The organism is Binatus sp. (SeqCode), assembly GCF_049584895.1.
Lineage (GTDB): Bacteria > Desulfobacterota > Binatia > Binatales > Binataceae > Binatus.
In genome coordinates this window covers 34,992-53,672 of the sequence record NZ_JBAUYR010000015.1, presented here as the reverse complement: position 1 = coordinate 53,672, position 18,681 = coordinate 34,992, and the positions used below count along the sequence as shown (strand labels likewise).

General features: G+C 59.9%; 20 protein-coding genes and 1 pseudogene. 17 read left to right on the top strand and 4 right to left on the bottom strand.

The features are described 5' to 3' along the window. The first annotated feature begins 277 nt into the window (after positions 1 to 277). The 11 genes and pseudogenes from WB650_RS02980 to WB650_RS02930 all read left to right on the top strand — a co-directional run. A complete protein-coding gene (locus WB650_RS02980) occupies positions 278 to 1,591 on the top strand; it encodes a NosD domain-containing protein (protein ID WP_422304608.1) in 1,314 nt (437 codons plus the stop codon). Between the two features lie 162 nt (positions 1,592 to 1,753). Continuing rightward, positions 1,754 to 2,866, top strand: a complete 1,113-nt coding sequence (gene waaF / locus WB650_RS02975) for a lipopolysaccharide heptosyltransferase II (RefSeq protein ID WP_422304606.1) — start codon at positions 1,754 to 1,756, stop codon at positions 2,864 to 2,866. Positions 2,867 to 2,912: 46 nt separating this feature from the next. Then, a complete protein-coding gene (lpxD, locus tag WB650_RS02970) occupies positions 2,913 to 3,932 on the top strand; it encodes a UDP-3-O-(3-hydroxymyristoyl)glucosamine N-acyltransferase (protein WP_422304604.1) in 1,020 nt (339 codons plus the stop codon). Between the two features lie 20 nt (positions 3,933 to 3,952). Then, positions 3,953 to 4,201, top strand: a complete 249-nt coding sequence (locus tag WB650_RS02965) for a hypothetical protein (protein ID WP_422304602.1) — start codon at positions 3,953 to 3,955, stop codon at positions 4,199 to 4,201. 18 nt (positions 4,202 to 4,219) lie between these two features. Next, the gene (locus WB650_RS02960; RefSeq protein ID WP_422304600.1) at positions 4,220 to 5,143 is read left to right on the top strand and encodes a DNA-3-methyladenine glycosylase family protein; all 924 of its coding nucleotides are present in this window, start codon (positions 4,220 to 4,222) and stop codon (positions 5,141 to 5,143) included. A gap of 64 nt (positions 5,144 to 5,207) precedes the next feature. Next, positions 5,208 to 5,555: a fluoride efflux transporter CrcB gene (crcB, locus tag WB650_RS02955; protein ID WP_422304641.1), complete on the top strand. Its 348-nt coding sequence runs from the start codon at positions 5,208 to 5,210 to the stop codon at positions 5,553 to 5,555. A gap of 4 nt (positions 5,556 to 5,559) precedes the next feature. After that, positions 5,560 to 5,904: a DUF190 domain-containing protein gene (locus WB650_RS02950; RefSeq protein WP_422304598.1), complete on the top strand. Its 345-nt coding sequence runs from the start codon at positions 5,560 to 5,562 to the stop codon at positions 5,902 to 5,904. A 13-nt stretch (positions 5,905 to 5,917) separates the two neighbouring features. Next, positions 5,918 to 6,319 (top strand): RidA family protein, encoded by a 402-nt coding sequence (locus WB650_RS02945; RefSeq protein ID WP_422295727.1) that lies wholly within the window; start codon positions 5,918 to 5,920, stop codon positions 6,317 to 6,319. 176 nt (positions 6,320 to 6,495) lie between these two features. After that, positions 6,496 to 7,806, top strand: a complete 1,311-nt coding sequence (locus tag WB650_RS02940) for an aspartate aminotransferase family protein (protein WP_423959359.1) — start codon at positions 6,496 to 6,498, stop codon at positions 7,804 to 7,806. A gap of 237 nt (positions 7,807 to 8,043) precedes the next feature. Then, positions 8,044 to 9,702, top strand: coding sequence for a phospholipase C (locus tag WB650_RS02935; protein WP_422304594.1), 1,659 nt, complete (start codon positions 8,044 to 8,046; stop codon positions 9,700 to 9,702). A 252-nt stretch (positions 9,703 to 9,954) separates the two neighbouring features. Continuing rightward, a pseudogene (locus WB650_RS02930) lies at positions 9,955 to 10,212 on the top strand (universal stress protein); the annotation flags it as partial. Positions 10,213 to 10,288: 76 nt separating this feature from the next. Here the strand turns inward: WB650_RS02930 and mscL are convergent. Continuing rightward, entirely contained in the window at positions 10,289 to 10,726 is a 438-nt protein-coding gene (gene mscL / locus WB650_RS02925) for a large conductance mechanosensitive channel protein MscL (RefSeq protein WP_422304639.1), read from the bottom strand. Positions 10,727 to 10,997: 271 nt separating this feature from the next. Between mscL and WB650_RS02920 the strand changes: the two genes are divergently transcribed. The 4 genes from WB650_RS02920 to WB650_RS02905 all read left to right on the top strand — a co-directional run bounded on the left by WB650_RS02920 (position 10,998) and on the right by WB650_RS02905 (position 13,944). Further along, a complete protein-coding gene (locus WB650_RS02920) occupies positions 10,998 to 11,297 on the top strand; it encodes a hypothetical protein (RefSeq protein WP_422304592.1) in 300 nt (99 codons plus the stop codon). Positions 11,298 to 11,366: 69 nt separating this feature from the next. Then, complete coding sequence (locus WB650_RS02915; RefSeq protein WP_422304590.1) at positions 11,367 to 12,488, top strand: ferritin-like domain-containing protein; 1,122 nt, start codon at positions 11,367 to 11,369, stop codon at positions 12,486 to 12,488. Further along, on the top strand, positions 12,488 to 12,928 hold the full coding sequence (locus WB650_RS02910) for a hypothetical protein (RefSeq protein ID WP_422304589.1): 441 nt from the start codon (positions 12,488 to 12,490) through the stop codon (positions 12,926 to 12,928). Before WB650_RS02915 ends, WB650_RS02910 begins: the two co-directional genes overlap by 1 nt. Before the next feature lie 62 nt (positions 12,929 to 12,990). Continuing rightward, complete coding sequence (locus WB650_RS02905) at positions 12,991 to 13,944, top strand: TIGR03560 family F420-dependent LLM class oxidoreductase (RefSeq protein WP_423959357.1); 954 nt, start codon at positions 12,991 to 12,993, stop codon at positions 13,942 to 13,944. Between the two features lie 22 nt (positions 13,945 to 13,966). Here WB650_RS02905 and WB650_RS02900 read toward each other — a convergent pair whose 3' ends face one another. From WB650_RS02900 to chrA, 3 genes are all read right to left on the bottom strand, one after another. Then, positions 13,967 to 14,089 carry a hypothetical protein gene (locus WB650_RS02900; RefSeq protein ID WP_422304585.1) on the bottom strand — a complete coding sequence of 41 codons (123 nt, stop codon included), beginning with the start codon at positions 14,087 to 14,089 and terminating at the stop codon, positions 13,967 to 13,969. Between the two features lie 87 nt (positions 14,090 to 14,176). Further along, positions 14,177 to 15,094 carry a fatty acid desaturase gene (locus WB650_RS02895; protein WP_422304583.1) on the bottom strand — a complete coding sequence of 306 codons (918 nt, stop codon included), beginning with the start codon at positions 15,092 to 15,094 and terminating at the stop codon, positions 14,177 to 14,179. Positions 15,095 to 15,390: 296 nt separating this feature from the next. Further along, positions 15,391 to 16,587, bottom strand: coding sequence for a chromate efflux transporter (chrA, locus tag WB650_RS02890; protein ID WP_422304637.1), 1,197 nt, complete (start codon positions 16,585 to 16,587; stop codon positions 15,391 to 15,393). Between the two features lie 92 nt (positions 16,588 to 16,679). Here chrA and WB650_RS02885 point away from each other — a divergent pair, with 92 nt between their 5' ends. Further along, positions 16,680 to 17,567, top strand: a complete 888-nt coding sequence (locus WB650_RS02885) for an alpha/beta fold hydrolase (protein ID WP_423959355.1) — start codon at positions 16,680 to 16,682, stop codon at positions 17,565 to 17,567. Between the two features lie 45 nt (positions 17,568 to 17,612). Beyond that, the gene (locus tag WB650_RS02880; protein WP_422304083.1) at positions 17,613 to 18,680 is read left to right on the top strand and encodes a DUF2157 domain-containing protein; all 1,068 of its coding nucleotides are present in this window, start codon (positions 17,613 to 17,615) and stop codon (positions 18,678 to 18,680) included. Position 18,681: the final 1 nt, after the last annotated feature.

Here is an 18,681-nt window from a genome sequence, read left to right as displayed (position 1 = left end):
CAATTCCCGGACGGGAATGGGCGGATAGTAGTACAAATCGCAGCGCCCGGACCAGTCCGAGACGGTTGAAAGCACAATATGAAGAGGTGACAGAAAACGTGTCGTAATGATCCAGAGAATTAATCTTCACGCCATGCGAAATATTTTTTTGCGAGGTCGAAGTACTATAAGACGTAAATCCATTCAATTTGACTTAGGCATCGACGAAATGGTACCAGCAGGAGACCACAGCCTGAACGACAAGTCGCAATCAGTATCACGCAAGCGAGGAAGTCCCGTGAAAAGCAAAATTGGCGGCGCGACAGTTCTCGGGTTGGCGTTGGCTTTTGCGATCTGCGTGGCGGTATCGGCAAACGCGGCCGGGACGGTTTTCGTGGGAGGCTGCGGCACGCCGTCTTTTTCCACGATTCAAGGCGGCGTAAACGGCGCGCCTGCCGGCTCGACGGTGGATGTTTGCCCAGGCACTTATCCGGAGCAGGTCTTTATCAATAAACGTCTGAGGCTCCAGGGAATTGCAGTTGGCTCTTCCAATCAAGCTATCGTCACGGCGCCTGCCGGTGGGGTCGTAGCAAACACTGTCAGCCTCACAACGGGCGAACTGATAGCGGCGCAAATCTGGGTGCACGATACTACAGGCGTTACGATCTCGAATCTCACTGTGGACGGCGCAAGTAACGGCATCAGCACATGCTCGCCGGATCTTGTCGGCGTCTACTACCAGGACGCCTCGGGAGTGGTGGATCATATCGTCGCGCGAAATCAGACTGCCGGCCTGACCAGTCCCCTCAATGGATGCCAGTGGGGGCTAGGCATCTTCGTGCAGAGCGGCGTCAGCACTATCACTGGCAAGGCGGGTACTTCGACGGTGACAGTTCGGGACAGCAGCGTGCACGACTTCCAGAAGAACGGCATCACTGGAAATGAAGTCGGCACGAGGATGAATTCGGTTCGCAACCAGGTGCGGGGTCAGGGCCCGACCACTGGAGCCGCCGAAAATGGCATCCAGATTGCCGATGGCGCCGATGGGGAAGCCGTGAACAATACGGTAATCGATACGATCTATTCGCCCTGCGTGTCGATTTCCGATTGTGCGACCATCGCGAACGGAATTCTTATCTTTGATTCAGAAGGCATCAGCATAACCAACAATCACATCGGCAACACGCAGGGTGGCGTCGCGATCATGGGCGACGGAGTCTCGTCCGCCGACGACCAGACCATCTCGGGCAACGTTCTGGATGGGACGCTGGTCTTTGACGGAATCGATGTGTGCGGCTCGAATGGCGGGACGATCAACAACAACACCGTCGCTGGCAGTGGGCAGTCGGCGATACATCTGGACAGCACCTGCACAACGATAGGCGGACCGGCCGGCGGCGGAGCGTCTCTAAGCAACAACACCCTCAACGAAGCGTGCGCCGGGATTCTCAACGGCACGGCCGGCAACACCATCGCGGCAAGCAACACGTTCTTCAACACAACCAACACCACACTGAGCGGAGACTCCTGCACCGTGTCCCAGGGAGACATAGCACGGCTCGCAGACGGAGCCGATCGCGCGAGCATCCGGCCAAGTCCCGCGCGGCCCTAGCGAGCGACCGCTACGATTTGATCAGCGATACACCTGCCGGCCTGCTTTCGATAGCGGCCGGCAGGTTTTCATTTGACGCCCCTCAGCGCATGAGTGTGCGGGTTTATTTGGCCGCGCTCGCATGATGAAATCTCTTGGCGGTATCTAAGACCTGCGGGAATCTTGATCCTGGAATCGGAAAATATTCGGCGTCCTGAGGCGCTCGAGCCGCTCGCATCGCCGGCTGTCGTCAAGCTCGATCCTCCACCCAGCCACATCCTGGTCAAAGAGGTTAACTGGCTGGGCGACGTTGTGATGAGTTTGCCGGCGCTGCGGGCGATTCGGCGAGCGTGGCCTCGCGCGCATCTCGCGGTTCTCATCAAGAAAGAGCTTGCGAGCTCTTTTGATGGCGCTCGATGGATAGACGAGGTGATTCCGTACTCGGTTGGGCGTGGTTTCTCGGGATTTTTCGATCGGCGCAGAATTGTCGGCGAGATCCGATCGCGACGATTTGATCTTGGCGTACTGTTTCCGAACAGCTTCGAGTCGGCGTTGTGGATCACGATGGCTGGAATACGGCGGCGCGCCGGATTCGTCGCCGATGCGCGCGGATCGATGCTTACTTTGAAGGCCGCGCCGCCGCCGGAAGCTGTGACTGGACATCAGGTGAACTATTGGCTCGCGATGGTGCGTGCGACGGGCGTCGCCGACGGTCGCGCGGATGATTTTGCGATCGACGTGCATGAACCGCATCGCGCGCGGATGCGTGAATGGACCGCGGCGAATCGCAACCGTCCTGGGCGTCCGATCTTTGCGATCGCTCCCGCTGCCGCATATGGGCCCGCCAAGGAATGGCCTGCGGAAAGCTATGGCGCGCTGATCGATTTGCTCGCGCGGCGCGAAGATGCCGAGGTCGTGCTGGTTGGCGCGCCGTCGGAACGCGCGAAGTGCGAGGAAGTCGCGGCGGCCAGCAAAGCGGGCGCGATCATCGCGGCCGGACATACCAATATCGGAGAGCTGATCGCGCTGCTGTCATTGTGCGACGGGTTCATCGGCAATGATTCGGGATGCATGCATATTGCGGGAGCGCTCGGAATTCCGACCGTGGCGATTTTCGGATCGACTAATCCGAATCGCACCGGGCCGATGGGGCCGAAGACGCGCGTGATTTACCGTAAGCTCGAATGCAGCCCGTGCCTGGCGCGCACCTGCCGCTTCGGACACTACAAATGCCTGACGCAAATCGAACCGGCGGAACTCGTCGACGCAATCGTCGCGATGCGCTCGCCGCATTGATCCGTAGACTGAAGATTCTCGTCCACATCAAACTCGGGGCATCAAGATGAAACTCAAGGAACTCGCATCGAAGCTGGGACTCGAACTGCGCGGTGACGGCGGCGTGGAGATTTTTGCGCCCGCGCCGATCGAAGCCGCCAGTCCCGGCATGATCGTTTTCGTGGCGGGCGCGAAGTACGCCTCCGCGCTGCAATCCAACGTATCCGCCGCAATCACGACGGCGGAGCTGGCGGCGGGGGCGAAGTGCGCGACACTTATCAGCGCAAATCCATACGCGGACTTCGCGCGCGTGCTCGAAATTTTTTTCCCGCCTTATAGACCGGCGCCGGGAATCGATCCGCGCGCCTCGATCGCGCCCGACGCCACGATTGGCGCGAACGCTTCGATCGGCGCCTCGGCGGTGATAGGTACGGGCGTATCGATCGGACGCGACGCGGTGATTCATCCGAACGTCACGATTTACCCCAACGTGCGCATCGGCGATCGCTTCACCGCGCACAGCGGCGTATCGGTTCGCGAAGGCAGCGTGATCGGAAATCACGTGACGCTTTTGAACGGTGCGGTAGTCGGCGCGGATGGATTCGGGTTCGTCGAAGAGAAAGGCGACTTGACCAAAATTCCACAAGTTGGGATCGTTGTAATAGAGGACGACGTGGAGATTGGCGCGAATTCTACGGTCGACCGCGCGATGATGGGCGCAACGGTGCTGCATCGCGGCGTCAAACTCGACGACCAGGTTCATATCGGGCACAACTGCGAAATAGGCGAGTACTCGCGCTTCTCGGGCCACACCGGAATCTCCGGCTCGACGCGAATCGGCAAATGGTGCCTGTTCGGCGGACAAGTCGGATGCGCCGACCACGTGACGATCGGCGATCGCGTGATGGTGGTCGCGAAGGCCGGAATCCACAACGACTTGAAGGACGACGCTATCGTCTCCGGCATCCCCGCCGTGGATGTGCGCAAGTTCCGCCGCTACGCGGTCGTGCTCACTCGCCTGCCTGAAATAATTCGGCGAGTGCGCGCGCTGGAGCATCGCGCCGGCATCGACAACCACGAAACCTGACGTCAGACGAGCTTGGTGATATGCACAAGACGCGACAAATACTGCTAACGATCGTGTTGGCGACTGGCGCGGCGTTCCTTTGTTCGGGATGCCTCGCGATGGCGATTCCCGGGCTCGCGTACTCGGGCTACAAGTACGAGCATGACAAGAATCAGCCCGCGGCCAGCACTTCGCCTTCGAGCACGCAGAGCGCGAAGGCCGCGACCGCAAAGAGCAGCAAGACCACGACCGCGCAACAGCAGAAAATTCCTGACAGCGAAATCGAATAGCGGATTCGGGCACCGCTGGTGGCCGAGCTGACGTTCACGCTTCGGCCGCGTCCGCCGTTCCGTCTCGACTTGACGGTGTGGGCGATTCGCCGGCGAGCGCATAACGTCGTCGACCGATTCGACGACGGCATCTGGCGTCGCGTTTTAATTGTCGGCAAGTCGCCGGTGGCAATAGCTGTCAGGCAGACACGCGGCGGTGAGCGCCCGGAAATCGAAGTGCGGATTTCGGCGTCGAGGCCGCAAGCGGTGAAGACGGAAGTTGCCGCGATCGTCACGAGGATGCTCGGGCTCGATTTAGATCTGTCGGACTTCTACCGGCTCGCGCGCGATGACGCGCATCTACGTGAGCTCGCCGATCGGTTGCGAGGAATGAAACCGGTGCGTTATGCCACTGTGTTCGAGACGTTTGCAAACGCGGTCGCATGCCAGCTGGTTTCGCTGAGCGCTGGAATGCACGTACTGAACCGGCTCACGGAAGCATTCGGGATAGTCGGCGGGGTCGATGACGAGCTGCGATCGTTCCCGCTCGCGGCGAAGATTGCGCGATCGAATCCTGACGCGCTGCGAGCATTGGGACTCAGCCGGCAGAAGGGGGAATACCTAATCGGTCTCGCGAAGCTGGCGATTGATCCGAAGGATCCCGATTTCGCATCGATCGGGCAACTCGATGACGACGACGCGATCGCGCGCCTTTCGAAGATTCGCGGCGTGGGTCGCTGGACGGCTGAATATGTGATGCTGCGCGGCTTCGGGCGCATCAACATTTTTCCCGGCGACGACGTTGGCGGCCGCAACAAACTGTTCGAGTGGCTCGGGATGGGCGACGCGCCGACTTACGACAGCGTCGTCAGGATGCTCGAGCGGTGGCATCCGTACGGCGGACTCATCTATCTTCACCTGATTGTGAATGCAGTCGCGGACACCGGCCACGTCGCGACTTGAAAGTGCGGGAGGATTGCGGGTGCTCGCGTATGTTCTGATTGCTATAGGCAGCGCGCTCGGCGGGATGGGACGCTACTTTGTTTCCGGCCTCATCACCACGCTCACCGGCGGTACGTTTCCATACGGCACCATGCTCGTGAATATCACCGGATGCCTGGTGATCGGATTTTTCGCGACGCTGACCGGACCCGACGGCCGTTTGCTGGTCGGCACGCCGGCGCGCCAGTTCGTGATGATCGGAATCTGCGGCGGCTACACGACGTTCTCGAGTTTCTCGCTCGAGACGCTCTACCTGATGCAGGCGGGCGAGTGGATGCCGGCCGTATTGAATGCCGCGGGTTCGGTTATCCTGTGCCTCCTGTCAGTATCGGTTGGGTATGTCGCAGCGGCGGCGCTCAACCGGGGAGTGTAGCGCTATGCAAATCCCACGCGATGCAGTGTTGCTGAGAATTTTTATTGGCGAGAGCGAGCGCTCGAACCACAAGCCGCTCTACGAAGCGATCGTGCTGAAAGCGCGCGAGCTTCAGCTTGGCGGCGCGACGGTGCTGCGTGGCCCGATGGGCTTCGGCAGATCGAGCCATCTGCATTCGGCAAAAATTCTGCGGCTGTCGGAGGACCTGCCGATGGTCATCGAAATCGTCGACGGCCAGGCGAAGATCGACGCGTTCCTGCCGGTGCTCGACAAGATGATGGGCTCCGGCCTGATCACGGTCGAGAAGGTGCAGGTACTACAATACGGCGACGGGAAAAACAAAACTTGAGAGGAGCAGCGACATGGAAAAAAAGTATATCAATCCGGATACGCTGATGACGCCGCGCGGTTTTACGCAGGTCGTGACGATCGCCGGAGCGTCGAAGCTGGTGTTCATTTCGGGGCAGGTTGCGGTCGACAAGGAAGGCAAGCTGGTGGGACCCGGCGACCTGAAGGCGCAGATTCGCCAGGCGGCCAGCAATCTGAAAGCCGCGCTGACCGCTGCAGGAGCCACCGCTGCCGACATCGTGAAGACCAATACCTACATCGTCAACTACAAGCAGGCTGACTATTCAGCGATGCGCGAGGCGCGCGCCGAACTGTTTCCTGAAGGCGAGCCGCCGGCCTCGACCATGGTGGGAGTGACGTCGCTCGCAATCGACGGGCTGATGGTCGAGATGGAAGCTATTGCGGCAGTGAAGTGAGCGAGCAGCTGTCCGGAGGCGAGAAGCAACCCCGGACAGCCACCATGTTATAATTTCTTACAATTTGATTCGTCCGCGCGGTCATAGTACACAGTAAGGTTCGTCGGCAGAGTTGCCGGCGGCCGGGACGCTGATTGGCCGCGGCGAGATGGCCGCAAATGATGGAGGAAATTATAATGGAAGCAGAAGCGCAACCGCTCGAGGCATCTCGCCGGGGAATGGGGACGATGGCCAGTATCGAGGAACAGTATCGCGCCGCGACTGAAAAGTCGGCGCAACTCGCCAAGCGCGCCGAGCGCGTAATGCCGGGCGGCGACACGCGCACGACCACCAACTACAAACCCTACCCGCTCACCATCAAGCGCGGCGAAGGGCCGTTTTTGTGGGACGTCGACGGCAACAGGTACATCGACCTGCTCGGCAACTACACCAGCCTGGTTCATGGCAACGCCTATCCGCCGATCGTCGAAGCCGCCACCAAAGCTGTCCGCGACGGCAGCTCGTGGCCGGCGCGTTCGGAGGCGCAGCTCGAGCTGGCGACGCTTTTGTGCGAACGCGTCGAGTCTGTAGAACGCATACGATTTTGCAATTCAGGGACTGAGGCTGGCATGCTCGCGGCGCACGTCGCGCGACGCCTCACCGGCCGCAAGCTTATCCTGATGGCGCGTTACGGCTATCACGGATCATACGACGATTTGGAAGTCGGGCTGGCCGGGACCGACGGCGAGCGCACGATGCTCGCGGATTTCGGCGAGGCCACGGCATTCGAGGCATTGCTGTCGGAGCGTGGCGCGGAAATCGCGGCGGTGTTCCTCGAGCCGGTGCTCGGCTCAGCGGGGGTCGTGGAGCCGCCCGCGGGATTTCTCGAGCGCGTGGCCGAAGCGACGCGTCGGGCAGGCGCAATGTTCGTGGTCGATGAAGTGATCACGCTGAGACTGGCCGAAGGCGGCGGGCAGCAGATTTTCGAAGTCAGGCCCGACCTGACGATGTTCGGAAAGATCATCGGCGGCGGATTCCCGGTCGGCGCGATCGGCGGCAGCGAAGACGTGATGTCGGCGTTCGACCCGCGTAATCGCGGATCGATTTTTCATTCGGGCACTTTCAACGGCAATCCTGTCACCTGCGCGGCGGGCGCCGTGTCGATCCGCGAACTGACCCAGGCGCGAATCGACAAAATGGCCAAGCAAGGTGAGCGGCTGGCGGCCGAGCTGGCGCGAGCTGCGCGTCAGGTGGAGTTGCCATTTTCTGTGCGTCAGTGCGGATCGCTGATGAACGTCTTTTTTCTCAAGGAGCCGCCGCCCGCAACGATCGCTCGCGAGGACGCGCGCGCAATCGCCAACTTCCATCTGGCGGCGCTTAACCAGGGGTTGTTTCTCGCGCCGCGCGGGATGATTGCGCTCTCGACCGTGATCACCGACGAAGTCCTGAGCGAGATTTGTGAGCGCGCCGCGAAGGCGATGGCCGACGTCGCGCAGGCCGGCGAATAGTCTTCTTCTTCAGCAGATAGCTTTTCATAATTGACGGGAACCCGCGTTGTCATCTGACGCGGGTTCCCGTTTTTCGTTTCGGTTTATCGTCGCGACTCCGAATCGAATCGCGCACGTCACACGAAATTGGTCGCGCAGCAAAAATTTCGTCATCACCCCGTCACCTTCGCTGGTTAGTGTGCGCCCCTTACGGTTCGAGTTAGTACGCAAACGACATTCCAGGGAGGAATACAAACTATGCGAGGAACCAAGCTACTCGCGCACGGCATCTGTGCGCTCGCGATGACTTCGATGTGCACGACGCCGGTAATGGCTGGTCCGGACAAGTCGGATGGGGCTGGCCGGGCGACTCCGATCCAGCACGTCGTCGTGATCTTTCAGGAAAACGTGTCTTTCGATCATTACTTCGCCAGTTATCCGAACGCTTCCGGCTTCGTCGCGCAACCGGGAACCCCAACCGTCAACGGACTGACAGGCGCGCTGCTGACTAACAACCCGAATGCGGGCAATACGAAGAATGTCCCCGCGATCAATCCATTCCTTCTCGATCGGAGCCAGGCGTCCACCTGCGACCAGGATCACAGCTACGGCGACGAGCAGGCAGCCTTCGACATGGGCCTGATGGACCTGTTCCCATTCAGCGTCGGCGTGGGAGAAAGCGCGTTCTGCCTCGACCAGTACTCGTACGGAATGGGCAACGCCATCGTCGAGGGGTATTTCGACGGTAACACCGTAACCGCTTTGTGGAATTACGCCCAGAACTATTCGCTGAACGACAACTTCTATGGGACGACTTTCGGCCCATCGACTCCCGGCGCGTTGAACGTGATCGCCGGCAACACCTATCCTGCGATGCTCACCGGGTCATCGACCAAGGTCGTGAACAAGACAGGCAACGTCGGGACCATCGCCGGCGATCTCGATCCGACTGGCGACGTATGTTCGAATCAGTCGACCAACATCACGATGGGTGGTAAGAGCATCGGCGACCTGCTGAACGAGGCTGGCTTGAGCTGGGGATCATTCATGGGCGGTTTCGATTTGACCGTCACCAATGCCAATGGAACGACGGGATGCCTGCGGTCGAGTCCGGCCACGGCTGCAAACGACACCACGCATTTCCCCCCGCAGCCGGGTGATATGAATTTTACCGAGGACTACATTCCGCATCACGCGTGGTTCCAGTACTTCGCTTCGACTGCCAACCCGACTCACGCGCGTCCGAATGTACCGCCTAGCGAGTACGGCACTGCGGCGGACACTTCGGCCAACCATGAGTACGACACCCACGACTTCTTTGACGCGCTCAACGCGAACAATCTGCCCGCGGTAAGCTACCTCAAAGCACCGGCGAACATGGACGGCCATGCCGGCTACTCCGATCCTCTGCTTGAGCAGCAGTTCGTGGTCGACGTAATCAACGCGATCCAGAAATCCGGCTTCTGGAACAGCACTGCGATTGTGATCACTTGGGACGATTCCGACGGCTGGTACGATCATCAGATCGGGCCAATCATCAACTCGTCGGCAGTACTGCAGCCGACCGACGCCAAGGACAGCGACCAGCTCAACGGACCTGGCAAATGCGGCAATGGCACTCCGCTCGACAACATCGAGGGCCGATGCGGTTACGGACCGCGAATCCCAATGCTCGTGGTCTCGCCGTACTCGAAGTCGAACTTCGTCGATCACACGCTGACGGACCAGAGCTCGATCGTGCGCTTCATCGAAGACAACTGGGGCCTGCCCAGAATCGGCAACGGTTCGTCCGATGCGCAGTCGGGGTCGATCGAGAACATGTTCGATTTCTCGCATCGTTATTTCGTCGGCGATCGCACTCTCTTCCTCGACCCGATGACGGGAGAGCCGTTCTTTAATCATCATCACGGTTTCTAGCTTCCGCGCCCATCGACACCGGGCGCGCGTCCAATGCGACGCGCGCCTGGCCGAATCCTCTGTCTCCGACATTGCCCGATAAGCCAGATCACATTCCCACAACGCAACCCTGATGTGTCCGTAAGCTGCGCGGCGTATATCTGCCCTTTCGCAAAGCCATAAAGAATGTGAGAGGGAGAACGCCGTGGCAGCGACCATCGAACGCACAATTCCGGTTAGTGGTGCGATCAACGAGAAACTCGCGAGAAAGAGCGCCAGGAGAGTCTCGATCGCGACAAGCTGACCGCCATCGCGAAGCAACATCTGGCGGACGTGAAATATGAGATTCTCGACGAAATGGGCGAGCCCGGGAACGTTATCCCCGACATCGCAGCCAAGCTGCCCGCCGATTTGATCGTGATGGTCACGCACGGACGCCGCGGCCTCGCGCGCCTCATAGAAGGCAGCATCGCCGAGAAAGTATTACGCAACGCGCCGTGCCCGGTCCTCGCGGTTCGTCAAGACCAATAGGACGCTGGCCGGAGAGGAACTCCCAATAATCCGGTTCCCCTTCCCGAGCGGGAAGGGGGAACCGAAAAGATGGGGATTACGCGGCCTTCAATTCCGATGTGCAATGGGGGCATCGGATCGCCGCGACAGGAATCGCAGTCGCGCAGTATGGGCAGTCCTTCGTGCTGGGCGGTGCGGGCTTGTCCGCGCCCGTCAAGTGATTAATCCATTTGACTAGCAGAAAGACCGCAAACGCGATTATCACGAAATCGACGATTGTATTAAGGAACAATCCTATGTTCAGCGTCGGTGCACCCGCGGCCTTGGCCGCCGCGATAGTCGGGTAGTGCTTCGACGACAGATTGATGAACAGGTTCGAGAAATCGACGGCGCCGAGCGCGAGGCCTATCGGCGGCATCAGGATGTCGCTGGTGAACGACGTTACAATTTTCCCGAACGCGGCGCCGACTACGAAGCCGACCGCCAGATCAATCACGTTGCCCTTGATCGCGAACTGCTTGAACTCTGAAAGTATCGACACGATGCGTCCTCCGTTGTTTGAGTAGTTGGTGAGGAGCCTCGCATACAAAAGCATTCAGACGCCTCGATGTAAAACGGCCGACAGGCAGCGCCGTAGGCACGCAGATTGACCTTGCAGAAACCCTTCTGATAGGCCCTCTGACAATGAAGGCACGATGGGTGCTCGCGATCGCCCTGACCGCATCTATCGCTCAAGGTGCACAAGCCGGGGACTCCACTCCTGACTCTGCGGCTACCCCGTCACAAAGGGGTGAAGTTCCATACCCTTGGCCTACCGATCTCAGGCCGGATGGAACCGGGCGGAAGCGGCCATCGCTGCGAACGCATGGGTACTAAATGTTCCGCACGTGAAGGGGATGATGCCGAAATGGATCATGGATGAGAACGTACCGCGCGATGAGGCTATCCAGAAAGGAATTGGCGTGACAGGAGTCCGCGTGTGGGTCGACGAACCGGAGAACGTGCGCGAGGTCGAAGGCCAAGTGCCGTCGCAGTTGAGCGGTGTCCCGGTCGTCGTCGAAGCGAACCCCACAGATGGAAGATTGTTGCCGGCTACTGGCGAATGATGCTCGATTGACTTTGTAGAAACGCATCTGGTAGCCGATCTATTAAACGCACGTTCAGGAGGCCAGCCGATGGGATCAGTTCATATCAAGGATGAAGAGCGGGTCGGTTCGGAAGCCAAGTTCAAACTCGAACCTTCGGTCTATCTGCAGAAGCTGTACGAGTCCGGCACTCCTGACCTCGGCTGGATGAACCAGATGGGCGAATGGGGCGTGCGCGCCAAGCCCGGCAACCTCGGCCTGCGCCTCAAGGACATTGAGATCGGCAGCTACGGAATCATCCCCGAGCATGGCGGAGCGCATCGCTCGATGGCGCCGCGAGGTGCCGTGATTCCCGAAGACGTGCCGTCGCTCGGATTCACGATCAACGAGAAAGCCGAGTGCTGGGCCGACAACGTGAGCGAGCTGTACGAAGAAGCGGTCGCGCGCCAGTGGAGCTCCGCGCGCGATATCCCGTGGACCGAACTCAAGCCGCTGCCCGACGATCTCGAGCGCGCGATGTGCCAGCTATGCACGTTCCTGACCGAGGTGGAATTCATCGCGGCCGACGCCCCGACGCGATGGATGGGGCAGATGAATCACGACTTCTTCGAAGTGAAGATGTTCCTCGCGACTCAGGCGATGGACGAGGCGCGTCACATGGACGTGTTTCGAAAGCGCGCGCTCGCCAACGGCGGCGGCCTCGGCAAGGCCAGCCCGATCAGCGAGCTTTCATTGAAGCGAATCTTCGACTGCCCGAGCTTCTCCGCGCAGACCGGCCGCCTGCAATTGCTAGGCGAGGGCTTCGTGCTGACGATGTTCCGCCAGGGCGAGTTCCTCGCGCCGAGCCGCGTCGATCAGGAAATCTTCCGCCGATGCATGCAGGACGAATCGCGTCACGTCGGCTTCGGCACGATGCATCTGCGCGCGCAGCTCAAGGCGAATCCCGCGGTGGCGGAAGAACTGCACGAACAGCTCGACGACGCCGAACGGATTTTGCTCGAAACGTTCAGCGTGCCGGAAGCGGTCGAGCCGATGGCAATCCTGATGGGCGGCGGCGTCGATCATTTCGACAAAGGCATGGAGCTGCAGGGGCAGTTGTGGCGCCGAATCGTGCACGAGTACCTGCAGCGATGCGACTCGGCCGGACTCGACCGCCGTCCCCGATGCATCTTGCCGACGGATTTCAACAAGCTGTTCGAAGCGGCGGCCTGATGGCGTCGTTTCCCGATTCAGAGTGGTTTCTCACCATCGGCAAGCTCATGAATGCCGAGGGTGAGCTTTTCAGGCGGCTCGGCTATGCAGAGACACGCTTCGCGGTCCGCGTGGTGCCGAACAACACCGGCAATGGCGGCGATAGAATCGTTGGGCTGGTGATCGACGGCTACCAGTTGACCGAAGCCACCCCGGTCGCGGATCTGAATCAGTACGATCCTGATTTCGTCATCTGCGGCAAGCGCGAGATTTGGGATCGAATGCTGGGCGAGATCGCTGAGCACGGCCGTCCGCAGCTTCGGCATACATTGAGCTCGCTTGCGCTGGTGGGCGAGGAGCTATGGCTCGAATCGACCGACCAGTTGCGCGAGGATAAGTTCTACCGCTTCAATCAGACGCTGCAGGAACTGCTGAATCTCGCCTCGAAAGTACCTGCGTAAATAGTTCGAAATGTTTTCGCCGCCGCGCCGAAAAATCGGCGGCTCGAACGAAGGAAGATCGTATGGACAAGCATCCGATTCGGTTTGGAGTTCAGACCGGGCAGCAGAATATCGAGTGGGAGCAGTTGCGCAGCTTTTGGGGGAAGGTGGACGGATGGGGGTACGACTCGCTGTGGGTGTTCGACCATTTCTATCCGATCTTTGTGCCAGACCCGGCGGGGCCGTGCCTCGAAGGCTGGACGCTCTTGAGCGCACTCAGTCAGAACACCAAGCGCGCGCGAATCGGCGCGCTAGTCAACGGCAATACGTATCGGCATCCGTCGCTCACGGCGAAGATGGCGGCGACGCTCGACGTCATGAGCGGCGGGCGGCTGAATCTCGGACTCGGTGCGGGATGGTTCGAGGCAGAGCATCGCAGCCTCGGCTTCGACTTCAAGACGGTCGGCGGACGCCTGCAGGCGCTCGACGAGTCGTGCCAGATAATCAAGGGGATGTTGACGCAGGAGAAAACCACGCTGAAGGGCAAGCATTACAACGTGATCGACGCGGTCTGTAATCCGAAGCCGATCCAGAAAAGTCTGCCGCTGATGATCGGCGGCCATGGCGAGAAGGTGCTGCTCAAGATAGTCGCGAAGTATGCCGACATGTGGAATATGGGCAATGCGGACGCCGCGGAAATGAAACGGCTCATCGGAGTGATCGAGCGTCACGGCGATACGGTCGGCCGCAACACCGACGAGATCGAAAAAACCCTGATGCTCGCGCTTTGCTACAAGGCGCCGAAGCAGCGCGAGGAAACGCTTTCATCGATCGTCGGGATGATGACGCAGACTACGCCGCAGTTAGCGCGCGAGAGAATGATCATCGGGAGCAAGCAGGAATGCCTCGACAAGATCGAAGCCTACACTAATGCGGGCGTCACGCATTTCATTTTTATGTACAACCCCATGCTGACCGCCGAAGAGGACATCCAAGCCTTCGCCGAGGACATCCTCCCCCAGTTCAATTCGCGGTGAATAAGGGCGGACGCGCCAGAATCTAACGGGTCGTTACGTACGAGGTCGTGACGTGGGGCATGCCGGCGTTCGCTGCGGCAACTACAGTTCCAATCATTATTGCTGCTGACAGAATCGCGGCAAAGACAAAGCCGGCGGTTTTCATGTGCGTTCCTCTTATAAGAGTATACGCACGAAATCACCGACCGTTTCGCAAAAGAAAGCCTTGCAAACAGGCCTCTTCTGGTTACGCTCAGGCGGCTTTGACTATAATTTCGTCCGCGTCGGGCCGATTCCCGGTGCCGCGGCCGTGCGGCATGCCGTGGCGAACGTCGGTGGCGAGTCCGAGCTTCTCGAGCGCCAGGATCAGCATGTAGCCGGCGTCGGGCTGGCGCCAGCTCCATCCGAGACGCGCAGAACCGGGACGGGCGTGATGGTTGCGATGCCAGTTCTCGCCCTGGAACAGATGCATCACCGCGAGCCATTTCACGTTGCGGCTCGAATCCTGGCCAACTTTGATGCCGGGTTCGGTGTGGCAAACGCTGTTGACGAAACATTGCGCATGCAGTCCGAAGCACAGGCGAATCGCACCGAGCCAGAAAAATGCGGCCGGGCTGAAATACAATCCGCCGAGATATGAGAGCGTCAGAATCGGCGCCTGGAACCATCGCCATGCGCGATACGAGACGCCGTCGAGATCGGGGCAATAGCGATCGATGGGCGGCTCGCCCGCCTGCCACAGCCATCGCAGATGCGCCCACCAGAATCCGCCCCAAATTGGGCTCGAAATATCTTCCGGGGTATCAGCCTTGGCGTGATGCAGACGATGGCCGGCGGCCCATGTGGTCGGCGCGCCGGAGCCGTTGAACATCGCGAAGAAAATCAAAACTCCGCGCGCCCACGGATTAAGCGTGAGCGATCGATGCGCGATCGCGCGATGGTATCCGACAGTAGTGCCCAATCCGCCCAGGAACACGAGCGCGACAGCGCCGAAAAATATGTGCCATCCGGGGAGCGGATAAAGGACGAGGCCGATAGCGGCGGTAATATGAATGAGGCAGACCCAGAACAGTATCGAAATGTCGCGGCCCGCGGCGTGCCACCAAGGCTTGTTCCACGGTTCGGTCTTTAAGGTTTCTGTCGTGCTCACCGTCGTGAAAGCTGATGCCATTCTTTTCTCCAGCAGACGTATTTCGGTCACACCACCGCCCGCGCCTGTTTGGCTGCACGGATGATGATGCCTTGGCCGCCGGGCATGCGTGCGTGCAATTCCTGGCTGCCAACAGCATCAGCACATTTTCACTTTTCGCAGGGATGCCTTCGATTCTAAGGCGGGGAGCGGAATGTGCTTGCCGTCGCGAGCTATGACATTACAGGATACTGACAACGTGCGCTACATCCGATTGCATTCACACGTCTACGCGCGTGGTTGATAGCTTCACAAATGTTCTCCTCGGAACATCGAAATTAGCGCCACAGCGTCATCACGAGCCCGATCATACCGCCGCCAAGCACCAGCCACGCGGAATTGACGCGATATCGAATCAGGACGACCGCACTGGATATCGCGAGCAGCAATGTTGTGAAATCGATCACCGCGGCGCGCGCGAGGAACAACGTCACTGCCGCCATCAACGACCACGCGCCGACGTTGACGCCGTCGAGAAACGCGCCGGCAAGAGGTGATCGGCGCAGATGAGGAATCAGCGGCCCGCTGATCGACACGAAGAAAAACGACGGCAGAAAAATTCCGAGTGTCGCGACCACGGCGCCGCGAAATCCACCGAGGAGGTAGCCGATGAAAGTGGCGGTCGTGAACACGGGGCCCGGCGTGATTTGGCCGACGGCGACGGCGTCGAGCAGTTGCGCCTCGGTGAGCCATCGCAGTCGATCGACCAGGTCGGTGCGCAGGAACGCCAGCAATACATAGCCGCTGCCGAAGAGCACCGCGCCGACTTTCAGAAAAAATAAAAATAAGGTGGTGAGACTGAATGGGACCGCGACGGCGGCCGCAGCAAGTGCGACGCCTTTCGTGGCCGCTGCGCGCGCGGCGACGGGAATTGCGGCCAGCGTCGCGCGAGCGGCGGCGCGATCTTCGACGGCACGAATCGCAAGCATCACGATTCCGCCGCCGAGCAGCACGATCATGTCGTTGACGTCGAGGAGCGAGGCGATCAGCGTGACGATCGCGAGCACCGCGAGCAGTCGCGATTTGATTGCGGTGCGGCCGAGTCCCCACAGGGCCTGCAGCACGACTGCGATAATCACCGGCTTGATGCCGTAGAGCAGACCGACCGCCTGCGGCATAGTGCCGAACCGAACGTACGTCCACGCGATCGCGAGAACGATCGCGGCGGCAGGAAGGATGAAGCATGCGCCCGCGACGACCAGTCCCGCGAATCCCGCGCGCAATTGCCCGATGTGAATCGCCATCTCGGTCGAGTTGGGGCCGGGAATCAGGTTGCAGACGCCGAGCATGTCGAGAAAGCGATCGTGCGTCATCCATCGCCGGCGGCGAACGACCTCGTCCTCCATCATCGCGATATGCGCGGCCGGACCGCCCATCGCGAGCGTGCCGAGTCGAAGAAACAGCACGGCGAGTTCGCGGAGCGCCTCGCGTCGCGGGGGCGGACTCTCGGTGTTGTGAGAAATCGATTGGTCCATGCGACTGCGAATCAGATGATCATGAATCGCGAACGCATGCCAGCCGGTCCGCTTTGTCATTGAGCAAGGCGTGCGATAAGAATCCAACCACTATGCCATCACAACCAACGCATCGTGTCGTACGCGCGTCGAACATGAATTTCACCGTACTCGAGATGGGCGACTCAAAAAGTCCGCTGGTGCTGTGCCTGCACGGCTTTCCGGATACTGCGCATTCGTTCCGCCATCAGATGCCCGCGCTGGCGGCGGCGGGATACCATTGCGTCGCGCCGTTCATGCGCGGCTACTCGCCGACCGAGCCCGCACCCGACGGGCGCTACGAATCGGCGGCGTTGTCGGAGGACGCGCTCGCGCTGATCACGGCGCTCGGCTACAAGGACGCGATCGTGTTCGGCCACGATTGGGGCGCAGTCGCGGCATACGGCGCCGCGGCCGCATCGCCGGAGCGAGTCACCAAGCTGGTGACGGCGGCAGTCGGGTACGGCTCCGGTTTTTTCGAGGCGCTGGTCACCAACTACGCGCAGCAGCGGCGCTCCTGGTACATGTTCTTTTTCCAGACGAAGATTGCTGAAGCGGCTGTGAGTCTCAACGACTTCGCGTTCCTGGAAAAGATGTGGGCCGACTGGTCGCCGGGCTGGAAGTGGACTCCCGAAGATATGGAGGCGCTCAAGCGATCGTTCCGCGCCAAGGGCACACTCGAAGCTGCGCTCGGCTACTATCGCGCCACGCTCGGCCCGGTGCTCAGCATGCCAGTCGATCTGAAAATGCTGGCGCCCGCGATGAACGTCCCGATCAACGTGCCCGCGCTGATGTTCCACGGTCGCGACGACGGATGCATCGGCGCAGAAACGCTCGCGGGAATGGAGAAGCTGTTCACGAAGGGATTGAAGATCGAGCTGGTGCCGAACGCTGGCCATTTCGTGCATCAGGAGCGCCCTGAGTACGTCAATGAGCTGATGCTGAAGTTCCTGAAGTCGTAAGCACCGCGCCAATGAGGGTGTCTGAAAAAGGGGGAATGTGATGCCATGCCGAAGGGGACGAAAGCCGCCACTATTAGAGTTTCGCGAGAGGATTTGGAATCGGCAGTCGCGCACCGCCTGTTAAACGCCGAGCAAGCAGAATCTCTCTGGCAAGAACTGGCTATAAGCGACGCGCGGCGTCCTAAGTTTGATCTAACAAATCTCATCTACTACTTCGGTGCGATGGTCATCATCGTCGGGATGACCTTCATGGTTCCGAAGGCGTGGGAGAGGTTTGGTGGGGCCGGACTGTTTCTAATCGCACTGGTGTACGGCGCCGCTTTCTCCGTGGCGGGTAAAATTCTCTGGTTCGATAGAGACCTCAAAATCCCGGGCGGGCTCCTTGTCACGGCTGCAGTCTGCATGGCGCCGCTTGCGATTTACGGAATCGAGCGCCAGACCGGAATCTGGCCGCAAGGCGATCCTGGCGCATACGCCGACTTTTATCCTTGGATCCGAGGAAGCTGGATCGCGATGGAGCTTGGCACGGTGACGGCGGGTCTGGTTGCTCTTCGATACGTTCGCTTCCCCTTCATCACTGCACCGATCGCATTCGCGCTCTGGTTCATGTCGATGGACCTGACTCCGCTGCTGACCGGCCAGAAAAGCGAGTTCACCTGGGAACAGCGCGCTTTGGTATCACTGGTGTTTGGCGCGGCGATGTTGCTTGCTTCCTTCGCGATCGATCGCAAGACCGAGGACGACTATTCGTTCTGGGGGTATCTGTTCGGAAATCTGGCGTTCTGGGGCGGGTTCGTCGATCAACTCAACACTCAATTTGACTGGTCGATATTTTGCCTTTTGAGTCTCAGCGCGCTGTTGCTATCGGTGCTGCTGCAGCGTCGCGTGTTCGCGGTGTTCGGAGCCGTCGGCGTCTTTTCCTATCTCGTTCACTTGACCGAGACCATCTTTGCGGATTCCGTGATGTTTCCCTTCGTGCTGACGGCGATTGGACTGCTGGTCGTGTTTCTCGGTGTGCAATATCAGCGGCATATAGATGCGGTCGAAAATGCGGTTCTCTCGGTCGCTCCCGCCTGGATTAAAAAAATCATGCCCGCCCGCCAAACGCAGTAGC